Below are 15,524 nucleotides of genomic sequence, written 5' to 3' on the forward strand. Positions count from 1 at the left end.
CCTGATAAATGGGGACGATAGAGTGGGGAGGTGGGGGCACATCTGTTTCAAAGTCACAGAATCCGTCGCGTCCATTGCGCTGCCGTGTGCTGCTGATCCTTTGCAGTTCATTTCCAGCGAGGACGAATTGTAGTCCTCTTCCCTAGGTTGACAAACAGCCCGCCAACGCTCCCCGAGCAACCTCGATCGCCTCCTAAAACAATGTATTCAGAGGTTTTAGACGCCCTTGACCGCACCAAAATGACGGATTGTCGCCACCAAACCGTTTGAAGATCTTGTGAAGAAATGGCCGGTCAGAAGTCGCAAAGTGCCCGCGACCGCGCAGCTCCCCCCCAACGGACATGCTCAACGTCGCACCTGCGAAGACAGCCTTCGCAATCGCGATGGCGGCTGAAACGCGTCCCCGGTTCCAGATGTCTCGGCAGCCACCCAACCAGACTCGCTAAGCAGGTCGGCAGGAGTGATCAAGCACAACCATGTGAGCCGTTTGGGCGTTCGCCCCGGTTGTGCGTGAAAACCGTGGCTAACGCCAGCGGCTCACATACCCGATGACACCTGCGTACCTGCTTAGTTCGCGGTCAGGGGATCGCTGCTCCCGAACTCGTCGCTGGTGTCGGCTTGCTGCATCACTTCCGGCAAACGACGCCAAAGTGAGATCGCTTCTCCCACCATCCAGGCCTGCAAAATCAACACGAACGAGCCAAACCCAATCAGCACGTAGTCACGCTGTGGCCACCAGTTGTTGACCAAGTCAAAGACCATCGCCCAAGCCGGCAACAACAACATCATTCCCATTGGGATCGCCAGCACCGCCACCGGTCGACTTCTTCGGGCGAGATAGAACACGGCCACCATCAAAGCCAAACCCGCCAGCAACTGATTGGTCGCACCGAACAACGGCCACAACATCAAACCACCCTTGCCGGGACTCTCGCCTGCGAAAACGGCGATCGCCATTCCGATGCCAACCGCGATGGTGGTCGCCACGTACTTATTGGTTCCCATTTGCCACCCCGCGGACGAGGCCAGTTCACTGATCACGTAGCGCTGCAACCGAGTCGCGGTGTCCAACGTCGTCGCCGCAAAACAGGCCACCATCACCGCCATGATGGCAACGCCGTATTTCAAGGGGATCCCAATCGCGGAGATGAAGTTGGCTCCTCCATCGATGAACGCCGCGAGTTTTTTGTCGAGCCCCTGGCTCTTCCATCCGCCACCGGCGACTGCCGTCCCAGCCGCAACTTCCGCCGCCGATGGTCCAGTTCGATAGTAGGAACGCCAGGCGGCCGAACCGTCCAAAGCGGCTTCCCCTGCAGCAGCTTCCGCCATCGCCACCGGCTCTTGCCGCGTGATTTCGATCGACCCCGAAGATGCATCGCGAGTCAAACGCCCCATCCCAACTCCTGCACAACAAGCCAAGATCACCAGCACGGCCAGCATCCCTTCGCCCAGCATCGAGCCGTAACCAATCATTTGCGCGTCACGAGCATTCTTGAGCTGCTTGCTCGTCGTTCCGCTGCTGACCAAGCAGTGAAATCCGCTGCAGGCACCACAGGCAATCGTGATGAACAAAAACGGCAGCATCGGGGGTGCATCCGCAGGAACCTGCTTGGCAATCGCGGGCGCCGCCGTGGACAGATTGGCTTGCCCGTTCAGCGACGCGACCGCCAACCCGGCAACCAACAACACCAACGCCACCCCCAACTGCAAACTGTTCAAAAAATCGCGAGGCTGAAGCAACAACCAAACCGGCAACACCGACGCAAAGAACGCGTAGATCAGCAACAACAACGTCCACACGACGACCGGCGTCATGTACACCGAATCGGCAGGCAACACCTCCGCCAAATCCAGCGGCAACGCGGTCGCGCCCAGGTAAACCGTCAGGTACAGGATTCCCAATCCGATCAAACACGGCACCACCAAGTTGCCTCCGCGGCGGATCACCGACCAACCGATGAACGCCGCGACTGGCATCGCCGTCCAAACGGAGAGCACCGACTCGGGATACAACTTGAAAATATTCGCGATCACCAATCCGAACACCGCCAACACAATCGACAGGGCCATCGCCAACACGATCAGGAACAACACCTTGGCTCGCGGCGAAATCAACCGTCCCGCTGCCTGTCCGATCGATTCACCTCGACTGCGGATCGAAATCACCAAGGCGGCGAGGTCATGCACGCCTCCGACCAAGATCGAACCAAACACAACCCACAGCAAAGCCGGCAACCATCCCCAAAAAACCGCGAGTGCTGGACCAACAATTGGTCCGGTTCCAGCAATGCTGGTGAAATGGTGGCCGAAGACAATGGACCGATCCGTCGGCACGAAATCAACGTCGTCCCGCTGGGCCACGCTGGGCATGGTTTCATCCGCACTGAGACGGAACAATTTGTTCGCCAGATAGCGTCCATAGGTGTGATACGCAACGACAAACGCGACCATCGAAAGGATCGCAATGACAAGAGTGCTCATGCGGGGAGATCAGCTGACTGACAAAGAGGGGAAAGGCAAAGTGGGGAAAGGATGGTGGGGCTCGAATGACAACCGCAGTCCAGCGGCAGGCGGTCGGCAACCTGCACTCGCCATTGAATGGGTGGGACCTCGGTTCGCACGACGGCACTGTTTTCGCAACGGGACTCGGTGTCACAAGCGAAAACGGGCCAAATCGGCCGACGTGAAGCGATTCACGCCGACAGCACCGAGAGATCGAATCGAACCGTTCCCGGCGGAATTTCTACCGTTGTCCGGTCGTCGATTCGGATTCGCCCCCTATAATACGCGAAACGCGTGGGCTCCGAACGATGTCGCTGGCCCAATCGAGACCATTTCGCATACGCGACCACTCACTCATCAAGATTGAACCATGAGCTCTGCTTCAAGCAACGGAAACGCCCAACCCAAGACAGAAAAGACCATCATCATCGGCAGCGGGCCGGCCGGTTGGTCCGCGGCCATCTACGCGGCGCGGGCAAACCTGGATCCCGTCCTTTACGAAGGCACCGTCAAGCCAGAAATGATTCCGCTGGGACAACTCGCCTACACCACCGAGATCGAAAATTTCGCTGGGTTCCCGGCCGGCAACATCCGCGCGTTCGTTGAATCCGCCGTTGACAAGGACCGCCACTGGAACCTGCCGATGGTTCCTGAAGGCCACGAAAAAGACGGCCAACCCCACTACGCCGTGCAAGGCGTGGAGCTGATGGAATTGATGAAGCAACAAGCGATCAACTTCGGAACCCGAGTGGTCGGAGACGATATCGAACGAGTCGACTTCTCGGGACCGCCGCACACGCTGTATCCCGCCTCGGGCGATCCCGTCCAAGCCCACTCGGTGATCATCGCCACAGGTGCTCGCGCCAATTACCTGGGTCTCCCCAGCGAAGAACTCTACAAGAACAAAGGTGTCAGTGCCTGTGCCGTTTGTGACGGAGCCTTGCCCGTCTACCGTGGCAAACCCCTCGCGGTTGTCGGCGGTGGTGACTCCGCGGTCGAAGAAGCCACCTACCTGGCCAATCTCAAAGGTGCCGACACGATTTACTTGCTCGTGCGTCGCGACCAAATGCGTGCCAGCAAGGTCATGCAAGACCGAGCGATCAATCACCCCAACATTGAAATCCTCTGGAACACCGTTGTCGAAGAAGTTCTCGGTGACGAAAAACTGGTCAACGCACTGCGTCTGAAAGACACCGTGGACGGCTCCACCCGTGAACTGAAAGTCGGCGGCATGTTCGTCGCCATCGGTCACACGCCCAACACAACGTTCTTGGACGGCGCTGTCGACATGAACAGCGAAGGCTACATCCAGTGGAGCAAGGCGTTCCGAACCAACACATCCGTCCGTGGCGTCTTCGCAGCGGGCGATGTCGCGGATGATTACTACCGTCAAGCGATCACTTCCGCTGGGACGGGCTGCATGGCAGCGTTGGATGCCGAGCGTTTCCTGGTCGAACATGAGGAAGCAGCCGGGACCAGCGAAGCACGTCCTTCGTTGACCTAAGAAGCATGACCTTGGTTCGAAACCCCAAGGCTTCCGTCACTCCGCGACTGGTTGTGCGTGTCCGGATGATCGAACAACCGCGGGGGGCGTCGATTGAATCAACGCAGCATTTGGTAGTGGACGAGGCAACGAGTCCCTCGCGTGGGGAAGGACTTGTTGCCTCGTCCACTACGGTTCAGATGCTCGACGAAGGACGCTTCGAAAAACGTCGGTAATAAAAAAGACGTCCCGAGCGGTGACAGTCGTGACAGGCTTGTTGATTGAGTACGTTTCGCAGATTGAGCGATCAGCCATTCGGCGTGAGCCTGGGCTGCTAAAAGTTCAGGGTTGGCATTCTGATCGCGGATGCAAATTTTCTTCCGGCTTCGGTCTTTCTCCATCCCGGTAGGGATGTCAGATGGTAGCCGGCGGTCGCTGCGTAGCAGCACACCCCCGGTAAACGAGCCCCCCTGAAAAACTCTCCCTCCCGCCGTGGCCGATGGCCACGGCGGGAGGGAGAGTGGCGACGCGGGCATGTCCGTCGGTGGCGATATCGCTTACCGACGGCTACTCTCCGTCATCCCTACCGGGATGAAGACTTGCGCAAACGAATACGCTCCCCAACACCAAACTTTTCGCAGTCCAGCGTTTCAAAAATCCCGCGTTGGACTTTCATTGTCGCGGCGTTAGTTGGATGAATCACCGGAACTGCCTTGCAACTCCAGCATCGCCAACGCGAACGCTTCGCCGATCTGGGCCATGGTCTTTCCACAGCCCAGGTAGTGATAACCGGCGTTGGACGCCCCGCGATTCCACAACGCGAGCTCTGCTTCTGAGATCAGCTCGCGTTCAAATTCTTTCATGAATTCGGATTGCTGTTCTGGGGTCATGGATCCGTCCTGGTTCTCGTGCCCTCGCTGCTTCGTCCGCAATTGATAGGACTTCTGCCGAACTTCCGCGAACTTGCTCGCGATGGCCCCCAGTGACTCGTCCCAGTACGGCCCGGTTGGAACCGCCACGACGTTGCCACGAAAGGCCTCCATTTTCGCAGGAGCCGCCATCGCATCTCGGAACTGCTGGTGATCGGGACTGGGGTTTTCGCCGTCGACTCCCAACACCCCGATCACAAACGGCAACTCCTTCGCACTCGAGTCAACATCGCTCAAATCCGACCGCACGTCGCGAATGAAGTCCGCCATCCACTGCGAGTACTTGGCGAAACGATTCTGCTCGGCGTTGGCAGGCAGTGGAGGATAGACGTCCCGGTTGACGACATCGTTCCAACCTTGGAACCAAACGAATCCTGCCAGCTCATAACCTTGATCTTCTTGATAGGCAGGCACCACTCGATCGAGATCACTCAGCACGGACTTCACGTGTTCCATCATCAGTCGGTAGTACTTGCCCGAGTCTTGCTCATGATTGCGATCTCGCTCGATGTCGTTGGCTGTCCGTGGATAGACTCCAGCACTTGGCGGACGAAAGTCGTAGTGCAGAGACTTGCCGCCCCAAGCGGTTTTGATCAGCAGAATCGGGGCGTCGGTGTTTTCCTCGAGCGTCAAACCAAACGTGAACTCGGGGCCAATCTTGCCACCATCTTCACTCGGATTCGGTCGCGAACCATAACCAGTGGTCAGCTTGCCCAGGCCTTCCCCGTTTGCTTCGCCTCGACCGGTCAGATACGAAATCCAAACCCGGTCACACTCCCGGAAGGAGCCGTCTTCGCTGCGCATGCGTTGGAGCAACGACTTGGCTTGTGGATCATCGCTCATGTAGCCGATTGTTTCGACCTTGGCGTGCCCTTCCATGTTGGACTGCCCCGCCAGGATATAAACCTGCAGTGGCGGAAGAGGCTTCGAACTCGACGAATCGTCCCCGAGTGTGGGGACGGTGATTGGCAACGCGACTAGCAAACAGCCAACCAAACAAACGGCACGCAACATCGATAGAGCCTCAACAGAATACGAAAGGTAGACGAGGCGATCGCACCGATGGCGTTCACCCGGTCAAGCCAGAATGTCATGCACAACTTCACCGTGCACGTCGGTCAAACGGAATTGACGCCCTTGATATCGGAACGTCAAACGCTCGTGATCGACGCCCAACAAGTGCATGATCGTGGCATGCAAATCATGGATATGAACGGGAGCCTCCGTCAAGTTGTACCCAAAATCGTCGGTTGCACCGTGCACGATGCCGGGCTTCACCCCTCCGCCGGCCATCCACAAACTAAAGCATCTGGGGTGGTGATCGCGACCGAAACTGGTTTCCGTCAGCTTGCCTTGGCAATAATTGGTCCGCCCGAATTCGCCGCCCCAAATGACCAGCGTGTCTTCGAGCATTCCCAACCGTTTGAGATCTTGCACCAACGCCGCTGACGCTTGGTCGGTTGCCTTGCACTGATTGGGCAATCCCTTGGGCAGGCCGCCGTGATGGTCCCACCCTTTGTGATAAAGCTGAATGAAACGCACACCACGCTGCGCCAATCGCCGAGCCATCAAACAGTTCGCGGCAAAGGAACCTGGGTTCTTGGAATCTTCGCCGTACAGTTCAAAAACCTCTTCGGATTCGTCTGCGAAATCAGTGGCCTCGGGAATCGAGGACTGCATGGCAAATGCCATCTCGTATTGAGCAATGCGAGCCTCCACCAACGGATCCGCGTTGCTCGCCAATTGCATCTGGTGCAATTTCGAAAGGGCGTCCATGGCGGAGCGGCGGCTTTGCGTGTCGATGCCTTGCGGGTTGCTGAGATACAACACCGGATCGGCTCCGCTTCGGAACTGAACGCCTTGGTGCTCACTGGGCAAAAACCCGTTGCCCCAAAATCGCGAAACCAAGGGCTGGCCGCTGTTTTGATTCTTGGTGGTCATCACCACAAACGCGGGCAAGTTTTCATTCTCGCTGCCCAACCCATAATCCACCCAAGCGCCCATGCTGGGACGCCCGGGGAACATGCTGCCGGTCTGCATGAATGTGACCGCGGGTCCATGGTTGATCGCCTCGGTGTACATCGACCGAACCACACAGATGTCGTCCGCGATCTTTGACGTGTACGGCAATTGGTCGCTCATCCAAGTGCCACATTCACCGTGTTGCTTGAATTCAAACGGGGAACCCACCAACGGCAAACTCGATTGGTTGCCGCTCATCCCTGTCAAACGTTGGCCACCACGAATTTCATCGGGCAGTTCGGTGCCGTGTTTTTCGTTGAGCAAAGGTTTGTAATCAAACAAATCCAATTGTGACGGTGCCCCCGACTGGAACAAAAAGATCACTCGCTTGGCTTTCGCGGCGTGATGCAGCATCCCCATCGAACCAGGAACCGGTGTGCTCGCCCCCAGTGCGTCCGGCGAGCTGGCCGATGCGTTGGAATCCCCCAGACTGCTGGCGAGCAATTGCCCCAGCGCCATGCCGCCAAACCCGTAGGCGGAGTTTTGCAGCAACGCACGCCGATGGATGGAGATCGGATTCAATTCAGAAGAGCTCATCGTTTCACCAAGCACAAATCAAAGTTCAGCAACGTTCCCACCACGACGGTCATGGCCGCCACACGGCTGGCATCCAGCGAAGCGTCCGGATCGGCATCGCCAATCGCGAGAAATTCGCTTGTTGCCGCCTCATGGGATTGAAAGTAATTCCATTGTTCTTCGTACAGTTCCACCAGCACGCTGAGTTGCTCCGCCGTCGGGTGCCGACTGGTTGTGATTCGAAACGCATCGTGAAGCATTTTCTGACCATCGTCCTGCGGAGCGTCTCGTACCAATTGCTCCGCCAGCCCACGAGCGGCCTCGATCGTTTGCGGGCCATTGAGCATCACGAAGGCTTGCAGCGGCGAAGCGGTTCGCTCCCGCTGCACGCGGCAAACGTCTCGTTTGGCAGCATCCAGAGTTGTCATCACCGGCGCGGGGCTGGTTCGCTTCCAATACGTGTACAAACTGCGTCGGTACAATCCCTCGCCTTGGTCGCGACCGGTGGGTTTGAACGACACTTCCACTTCGTATGGCTTGGCCGGCGGTCCGCCCATTGCGTGAACCAAACGTCCGCCCGCGGCGAGAGCTTGATCACGCAGCATTTCAGCCGGCAATCGATAGGTCGGAAAATGCGAGAGCAAACGATTGGTGGGATCGACCAACGCCAGATTGTCTTGCGTTGAGACACTGCTGCGACCGTAGGCATCGGACAGCATGATTTGCTTCATCATCCGTTTCAGGTCCCAGCCGTTGTCGGCCAAATCCAAGGCCAACCAATCCAGCAACTCGGGATGCGTTGGCGGCATGCCTTGGCTTCCGAAATCTTCGGGTGTGCGGACCAAGCCTTGCCCGAAACTGATCTGCCACAATCGGTTCACCGCGACACGTGAAGTCAGCGGGTGCTCGCGATCGCACAACCATTTCGCCAACGTCAAACGGTTTGGGTTGGCGGTGTCGGCTTCCGGCAACGGCGGCAAGAAGTCAGGCGTTCCCGGTTGGACTTCTTGTTGTGGGCTGTCGTAGACACCGCGTGCCAGCAAGTGAGTGGGGCGTGGTTGAGGCGTCTCCCGCATCACCATGATTTCATCGATCGAGTCCTCCAGTTTGCACTTGGCCAGCCGCACGTCTCGCAATGACTGGCGTGCCGCGTCCACCTCGGCATCCCAACGCAACAGAGCGTGTTGGATCCGTTGCTCGGGTTCCCAATCCGCCTCGAGATCAAACTCGTAATCGTCTCGAGCGAGTTGCTGAATTTCGAGGTCGCTCAAACGAACATCAAAGACGCGGAATTGGTCAACGGCTCCCTGTTTGAAACCACGGTCTCGCATTCGTTCGCCGAGGGTGATGTGGTCGCCGCCCCCGCCTTGGATTTGTTTCGACAACGCATCTCGAACCACGGTGGTCTTCACTTCTTTGCCGTTGATGTGAACCGTCAATCCCGATGCGGAACTGGAACCTTCCGTCGAAGCGGTGACGTGCACCCACTCGCCGACAGGAATGGCTTCGGTGGTCATCACACTGATCGCGTTTCCCGGCCAAAAATGAATCTGCGACCATTGAAGTTTGCCATCCAGGATCAGCAACTCATAGCCGCGACTGGCAGCATCGGTCCAGGCTCGTGAGCGATGCCAAACGACGGCTCGTTCTTTGACATCCGGTGTCTTCATCCACAATGCGACCGAGAAAGGTTGCGACCGATCGAAGTTACCAACCTCCGTCGCAACCGCGTCATCACCAGTCAACTGCCAGGCTTTGCCGACCTTCCCATCCACCGATTGATTGGGCGACTTGGGATCGTCTTCGAAATCCAAGGATGCGATCGGCTGAGCCAGGTGATGCTCGGGCAAGGAATCACTCGGGATTGATTTTGAATCCTTCCATTGCTGCGACCAGTGTTCGCGTCGCTTCTGAATCGTCTCACGAAGCTTCTTCTCCGCCACGGCAACATCGCTTTGCAACTGCGTCAACCGACGTGCTTCGTCTTCGGTTGGCAGCGGCAGCGTCGGGGTGGGCACCGATGGCGTGAAGTACGAATACAGACCTGCTTCATCGATGTTGTCAAAGAACGCATTCAGTTGAAAATAGTTTTCCTGACTGATCGGATCGTATTTATGGTTGTGACATCGGCAACATTCATACGTCAGTCCCATCATCGCCGTCGCAACCGTCTGAGCTCGGTCGGCAACGTATTCGATTCGAAATTCTTCCGGCACACTGCCGCCTTCGACCTTCTGTGGGTGCAGTCGGTTGAAGGTGGTCGCCAAGGTCTGAGCCTGAGTCGCGCCCGGCAACAGGTCACCCGCCAATTGCTGGGTGACAAATTCGTCGTAGGGCATGTTCCCGTTGAAAGCCTGGATCACCCAATCTCGCCACGGCCAAACGAAACGATCGCGATCGACTTGATAGCCGTAGGTGTCGCTGTAGCGTGCCACGTCGAGCCAGTCGGTTGCCATGCGCTCGCCGTACTCCGGTCGTGCGAGCAATCGATCGATGACGCGGTTCTTGGCCAGCGGAGATTGGTCCGCCAGGAACGCATCGAGTTCAGAAAGACTTGGCGGCAAACCAATCAAATCGAACGTGACCCGGCGCAACCAAGTTTCGCGATCCGCCTCGCCCTCGGGTTTCAAGCCAGCCTGGGTCAGCGAGCGATTGATGAACCGATCGATCTCACTGGTAGCCAAAGACTCTTCCGCCGCCGATGCAGCCTCGGGCACGTCCACGTCAGCTGGCGAGATGAAAGACCAATGGCTCTGGTAACGAGCCCCTTGTTCGATCCAGCGACGAATGGTTTCCGTTTGCTCGGGCGTGACCTGGCGTTCCGAATCCGGAGGCGGCATCAACATTTCCGGGTCATCGGCAACCATCCGCAACCACACTTCGCTTTCTTCGGCATCGCCTTCGACGATGGCCCAGTCCTTGGCACCTTCTTCGGTGTCCAAGTGTAGACCGGCTTCGCGATTCTCATCGTCCGGTCCGTGACAATGGAAACAATTCTCCGACAAGATCGGACGAATGTCGCGATTGAACTGAATCGTGTCTTCTGCCTGGTCGGCATCATCTGCCGATGCCGACTGGACCCACAGGACCGTTCCGATCAACGGAACAAACAAGGTCCAACCAATGAGCTTTGAAAGAACAACGTCGCAATCGCGTGCGCAGGTGGAGATTGAAATCAATGGATCACGCATCGCAGGCGATGGTTGAGTGGTGGGAAGGCAGGAGAGAGGCACTCCGGTAAGAAACCGAAACGACGAACCACGCGGGTCCGTCAGTGCCACACTCCATCTTAGACGGTCCCCAATCTCCCGTCACATATATAGACTACGCGGTCAGCTCGCTCGGCGACGCGTTCATCATGGGTCACCACCACCAGGGTGGCACCTTCTTCCTGGCGGAGTTCATCCAGCAGATCCATCACTTCATCCCCTCGCTCCGTGTCCAACGCACCCGTGGGTTCATCCGCCAGAATCAACGGGGGGTTGCCCGCGATCGCTCTTGCGATGGCCACTCGCTGACGCTGGCCGATCGAGAGTTTGTCAGCGCGGTGGTTCACTCGGTCACCCAACCCCACTCGTTCGAGCAGCCGGATCGCTTCCGCCTTTCGCTGCGACACATTGGGATGCGTGTCAAACATCGTCAGCTGAACGTTTTCCTGCGCCGTCAGATTCGGCAGCAAGCGATACGACTGGAAGATGAAGCCGATCTTGTGGGCTCGGAACTGATCCAAACTGGGATACTCCGCCAAGCGTTTCCCTTCAAACCAGACTTCGCCTTGGGTCGGTTCATCCAACGCCCCCAGCATGTTCAGCAACGTCGACTTGCCACCACCGCTCGGTCCCACGATTGCGATGAATTCGGCGGACATGATCGACAAGTTGACATCTACCAATGCGTCCACGTCACCGTCGGCGAAATGCTTGCTCACGCCTCTCAGTTCGAGCAGAGCAGTTGTGTCAGCCGATGGTGTGCCACTTGGATCCGTCAACAGTTTCGTCCCGCTGCGTTGGAGGTGAAGGTTTGGCAGGGTCCGATGGGTGGAGCCTGAACCCTGGTTGAGAATCCTATCACGCAAATCCGACGAATGAACTCCCAAGCGACGCCATGGTTTGCGTGGCGGCTGTTTGCCTGTGTTAAATTGGTCCTCGATGCCCCCCTTTCGCAATGTCGCTCAATCAAAAAATGTAGCAGGCACATTCCGTGTGCCGTCCGCTTCCAATCCCGGGATTTTGGTGCAGAAGCGGACGGCAAAAAGGATTGTGCCTGCTACCGACAGAGCGGCACTGCCCTGTCGCCTGATCACTCAGGCAACATTCCTCCCTCCCACTTTGAAGACAACACCATGAAACGATGGATGACGTTCGGCTGGATCGCCGCCCTTTGCCTCACCGCGAGTTTGAAACCTGCCATGAGTTCCGCTGACGAATACTACGAAGTCCGCACCATCGTGGTGGGAGAGAAAGGGGACGCCGCAGCAATCGATCAGTACCTGGAAAAGGCCCTGATTCCCGCGTTGGAACGCCAGGAGATTGGCCCGATTGGCGTCTTTGCTCCCAAAACCAAGCCTGACGAACAAAACGCGACCATTTTCGTGATCATTCCCTACGCCGAACTCGGCCAAATGGAATCTTCCCGCGCGGCGCTGGCGAAGGACTCGGAATACAAAAAAGCGGCCGCAGACTATCTGAGTCGCGACACCAAGACGGCTCCGTACTCACGAATCAGCAGTGAATTGCTGACCGCCATGGATTGCTGGCCCAAAACCGTTGTTCCCGCCGGAACACTTGAAAACGACGAACGAGTCTACGAACTCCGCCTGTACGAAAGCGCCAACGAGCGACTCGGTGACCTCAAGGTTGAAATGTTCAACCAAGGTGAAGTCCCGATCTTTCTTGACAGCGGCGTCCAGCCCATTTTCATCGGCCAAGCCTTGGTGGGTCCGCAAACGCCAAGCCTGACGTACCTGACGGTGTACAAAAATGACGCCGCTCGCGAAAAAGCGTGGGACGCTTTCCGAGCCCACCCGGACTGGAAAGTGCTGAGCAAGAACCCACGTTTCGGTGGCACGGTCAGCCGGATCGATAAATTCGTACTCTCGGCGAAACCTTACTCGCAAATGTGACCCCAGCGAGGCTGTCCCAGTTGGCGGCCTGCCGGTACGATTCGCAGCATGACTCCCATGATGCGACAGTACCACGAGGCGAAAGAGGCGTGCGGCGACGCATTGCTCTTCTTTCGCATGGGCGATTTCTACGAGCTGTTTTTGGACGACGCCAAGGTCGCTGCGGGGATCTTGGGGCTGACCCTGACCAGCCGTGACAAAGACAGCAAGAACCCAACGGCGATGGCGGGGTTCCCCCACCACCAACTGGATCAGTACCTTCAAAAGCTGATCCGAGCGGGCTTTCGAGCCGCCGTCTGCGAGCAAGTCGAGGACCCCAAATCGGCCAAAGGCTTGGTTCGCCGCGAAGTCACGCGGGTTGTCAGTGCTGGCACGCTGACCGACGAAGGCCTGCTCGACCCGAAAGAGCCCAACTACTTGGCGGCCGTCTTTGCACCCAGCCAGAAGGCTCGCGAAAAAGCTCAGAAACAAGCGGCGAAGAACAATGACCCGACTGGCGGCGACGTCGTTGGGATCGCTTGGGCAGAGCTTTCCAGTGGTCGATTCGAAGCCGGCGTTTTCCCCCGTGCCCGCCTGGACGATGAACTCGCCCGAATCGGCCCCGCCGAAGTCATCCACTGCGAAGACGATGCGTCGGTTCATCCGGACCCGACCGCGACGTGGTCCTGGACCGCTCGGCCCTCCTGGAGCTACGCCGCCGCCGACGCTGAAAAGTCGCTCTGCAAACAGCTCTCCGTTGCCAATCTCGAAGGCCTCGGATTTGAAGAGAACGGTGAGGTCGCGATTCGCGCCGCCGGTGCGGTGCTGTGCTACTTGAAGGAAACCCAGCGTGGCTCGCTGGATCACTTTCGATCCCTGACCTGCCACAACCGCAGTCCGGTTCTGCAGATCGATGCGGCGACCCGGCGCAGTCTCGAAATCACTCGCACCATGCGGACCGGGTCACGCGAAGGAGCGATGCTGGGCGTCATCGATCGCACGGTCACGCCGATGGGATCGCGGTTGCTGGCCGAGCACCTCGCGGCTCCACTGATCGATGTCGATGCAATCGCGTATCGCGCCGATGCGGTCGACGAATTCGTTCGCAACCACAACTTGCGGGGCGACGTCCGAACGATTCTGGGCGACACCTACGACCTGACTCGCTTGCTCGCCCGTGTCGCCACGGGACGCACTGGCCCGCGAGACCTCCGACAGGTCGCGGTCACACTCAGCGGATTGCCGGCACTGAAAGCTCGTTTGACCGAGCGTGACAGCGTCTGCCTGACCCGCTTGGAATCGGAACTGCATCTCTGCCCGGAACTGCGTGAACAACTCGAAGCTGCGCTCAACGATGACTGCCCGTTGTCGGCGGCCGATGGCAACTTCATTCGCGAAGGCTTTGACTCCGAACTTGACACACTTCGTGAATTGGCTCGCGGCGGCAAGCGGTGGATCGCCGAATACCAACAGCGGCAAATGGACGAAACCGGCATCTCGAATTTGAAGGTCGGTTACAACCGCGTCTTTGGCTACTTCCTCGAAGTCAGCAACGCTCAAAAAGACAAAATCCCCGCGGACTTCATTCGCAAGCAAACGCTGAAGAATTGCGAACGGTACATCACGCCGGAACTGAAGGAATACGAAGAGAAGGTGCTGGCCGCAGACGACAAAGCGTCCAGTCGCGAACAAATGCTGTTCACGATGCTTCGCGAAAACACGCACAAGCACCTGGGCATCTTGCAAGAGGTCGCCAGCGCGATCGCGATGATCGATGTGGTCGCGTCGCTCGCCGAAGTCGCCGCCCAGCATCACTGGGTGCGTCCGACATTGACCGACGACAGCGTGCTTCGGATCGAAGGCGGTCGGCACCCGGTGCTGGATGTCACCATGCCTCAAGGCGAATTCGTTCCCAACGATTGCATTCAAAGCCCCGAAACAGGCATGATCCTGTTGATCACCGGCCCCAACATGGCGGGCAAAAGCACGTACATCCGCCAAGTCGCCCTGATCACGTTGCTCGCACAAACGGGCAGCTTCGTGCCCGCAACGTCTGCCGAAATTGGCATCGCCGATCGCATCTTTGCACGAGTCGGTGCCAGCGATGAACTCAGTCGCGGCCAAAGCACGTTCATGGTGGAGATGGTCGAGACCGCTCGCATCCTGAACACAGCAACGTCTCGCAGCTTGGTCATCCTCGACGAAATCGGACGTGGAACCAGCACGTATGATGGCCTGTCATTGGCCTGGGCGATCACCGAACACCTGCACGAACAGATCGGCGCTCGAACCCTCTTCGCAACTCACTACCACGAACTCGCCGCACTGCAGGAAACGCTTCCGCGAGTCGCCAACCTCAGCGTCGCGGTGAAAGAATGGCAAGACGAAGTGGTGTTCTTGCACCGCATCGTGCCGGGAAGTGCAGACAAGAGCTACGGCATCCAAGTCGCTCGATTGGCCGGGATTCCCGTCGAAGTCAACGAGCGTGCCAAAGATGTGCTCGCCCAACTCGAAGCCGATCACCGCGACAGCTTGGATCGCCCGACCATCGCTCCGCCGAGCGGCGGCAAAGGATCCGGTGACACGTATCAGCTGACCCTGTTTGGCTACGCCGATCACCCGTTGATCCAAGAGATTGAATCGGTCGACATTGATTCGATGTCACCCATTCAAGCTTGGCAGTTTTTGCAAGAGGCAAAAGCGAAACTCACCGCGGGTCCGAAAGCGGTGAAGGGGTAAGACCCGTTCCGCTAAGCAGACAGGCAGGAATGATTGGGTTCCGCAAGTTTCATCCCTAGCGACGAGAGTCGGCAACGAGTTCGGAACGATCTGCCGCCGCTCCGCGGCTTTGGAGTGGGGGCGGGCATCCGAGACGTCGGGTTGAAACCCGACGCTATCAAATGCCACCGCTCCGCGGTTGGTTGACCAACATCTCAAACGAACAGTCGCGGAGCGACGGCATTTGGCCAGC

8 protein-coding genes are annotated in these 15,524 nt (G+C 57.9%); 3 read left to right on the forward strand and 5 right to left on the reverse strand.

What is annotated here, in order from left to right; translation table 11 throughout:
- Positions 1–567: 567 nt before the first annotated feature.
- Positions 568–2,481, reverse strand: a complete 1,914-nt coding sequence (locus UH5x_RS11490) for a carbon starvation CstA family protein (RefSeq protein ID WP_047814963.1) — start codon at positions 2,479–2,481, stop codon at positions 568–570.
- Positions 2,482–2,872: 391 nt separating this feature from the next.
- Here UH5x_RS11490 and UH5x_RS11495 point away from each other — a divergent pair, with 391 nt between their 5' ends.
- Positions 2,873–4,006 (forward strand): FAD-dependent oxidoreductase, encoded by a 1,134-nt coding sequence (locus UH5x_RS11495; protein WP_047814965.1) that lies wholly within the window; start codon positions 2,873–2,875, stop codon positions 4,004–4,006.
- Positions 4,007–4,671: 665 nt separating this feature from the next.
- Here UH5x_RS11495 and UH5x_RS11500 read toward each other — a convergent pair.
- The 4 genes from UH5x_RS11500 to UH5x_RS11515 form a co-directional block, all read right to left on the reverse strand.
- Positions 4,672–5,928, reverse strand: a complete 1,257-nt coding sequence (locus UH5x_RS11500) for a sialate O-acetylesterase (RefSeq protein ID WP_482635731.1) — start codon at positions 5,926–5,928, stop codon at positions 4,672–4,674.
- Positions 5,929–5,991: 63 nt separating this feature from the next.
- On the reverse strand, positions 5,992–7,473 hold the full coding sequence (locus UH5x_RS11505; protein ID WP_482635732.1) for a DUF1501 domain-containing protein: 1,482 nt from the start codon (positions 7,471–7,473) through the stop codon (positions 5,992–5,994).
- The gene (locus UH5x_RS11510) at positions 7,470–10,643 is read right to left on the reverse strand and encodes a DUF1553 domain-containing protein (RefSeq protein ID WP_482635733.1); all 3,174 of its coding nucleotides are present in this window, start codon (positions 10,641–10,643) and stop codon (positions 7,470–7,472) included. The genes UH5x_RS11505 and UH5x_RS11510 overlap by 4 nt, the downstream gene beginning before the upstream one ends.
- A 98-nt stretch (positions 10,644–10,741) precedes the next feature.
- Entirely contained in the window at positions 10,742–11,440 is a 699-nt protein-coding gene (locus UH5x_RS11515) for an ABC transporter ATP-binding protein (RefSeq protein ID WP_482635734.1), read from the reverse strand.
- Positions 11,441–11,794: 354 nt separating this feature from the next.
- Here UH5x_RS11515 and UH5x_RS11520 point away from each other — a divergent pair, with 354 nt between their 5' ends.
- The gene (locus UH5x_RS11520; RefSeq protein ID WP_047814971.1) at positions 11,795–12,574 is read left to right on the forward strand and encodes an NIPSNAP family protein; all 780 of its coding nucleotides are present in this window, start codon (positions 11,795–11,797) and stop codon (positions 12,572–12,574) included.
- Positions 12,575–12,622: 48 nt separating this feature from the next.
- Positions 12,623–15,292 (forward strand): DNA mismatch repair protein MutS, encoded by a 2,670-nt coding sequence (gene mutS, locus UH5x_RS11525; protein WP_482635735.1) that lies wholly within the window; start codon positions 12,623–12,625, stop codon positions 15,290–15,292.
- Positions 15,293–15,524 lie beyond the last annotated feature (232 nt).

Source organism: Rhodopirellula sp. UH5, assembly GCF_056839225.1.

Coding starts and splice junctions, on each gene's coding strand:
- UH5x_RS11490 (WP_047814963.1), bottom strand. CDS start 2,481: ATGAGCACTCTTGTCATTGCGATCCTTTCGATGGTCGCGTTTGTCGTT.
- UH5x_RS11495 (WP_047814965.1), top strand. CDS start 2,873: ATGAGCTCTGCTTCAAGCAACGGAAACGCCCAACCCAAGACAGAAAAG.
- UH5x_RS11500 (WP_482635731.1), bottom strand. CDS start 5,928: ATGTTGCGTGCCGTTTGTTTGGTTGGCTGTTTGCTAGTCGCGTTGCCA.
- UH5x_RS11505 (WP_482635732.1), bottom strand. CDS start 7,473: ATGAGCTCTTCTGAATTGAATCCGATCTCCATCCATCGGCGTGCGTTG.
- UH5x_RS11510 (WP_482635733.1), bottom strand. CDS start 10,643: ATGCGTGATCCATTGATTTCAATCTCCACCTGCGCACGCGATTGCGAC.
- UH5x_RS11520 (WP_047814971.1), top strand. CDS start 11,795: ATGAAACGATGGATGACGTTCGGCTGGATCGCCGCCCTTTGCCTCACC.
- mutS (WP_482635735.1), top strand. CDS start 12,623: ATGACTCCCATGATGCGACAGTACCACGAGGCGAAAGAGGCGTGCGGC.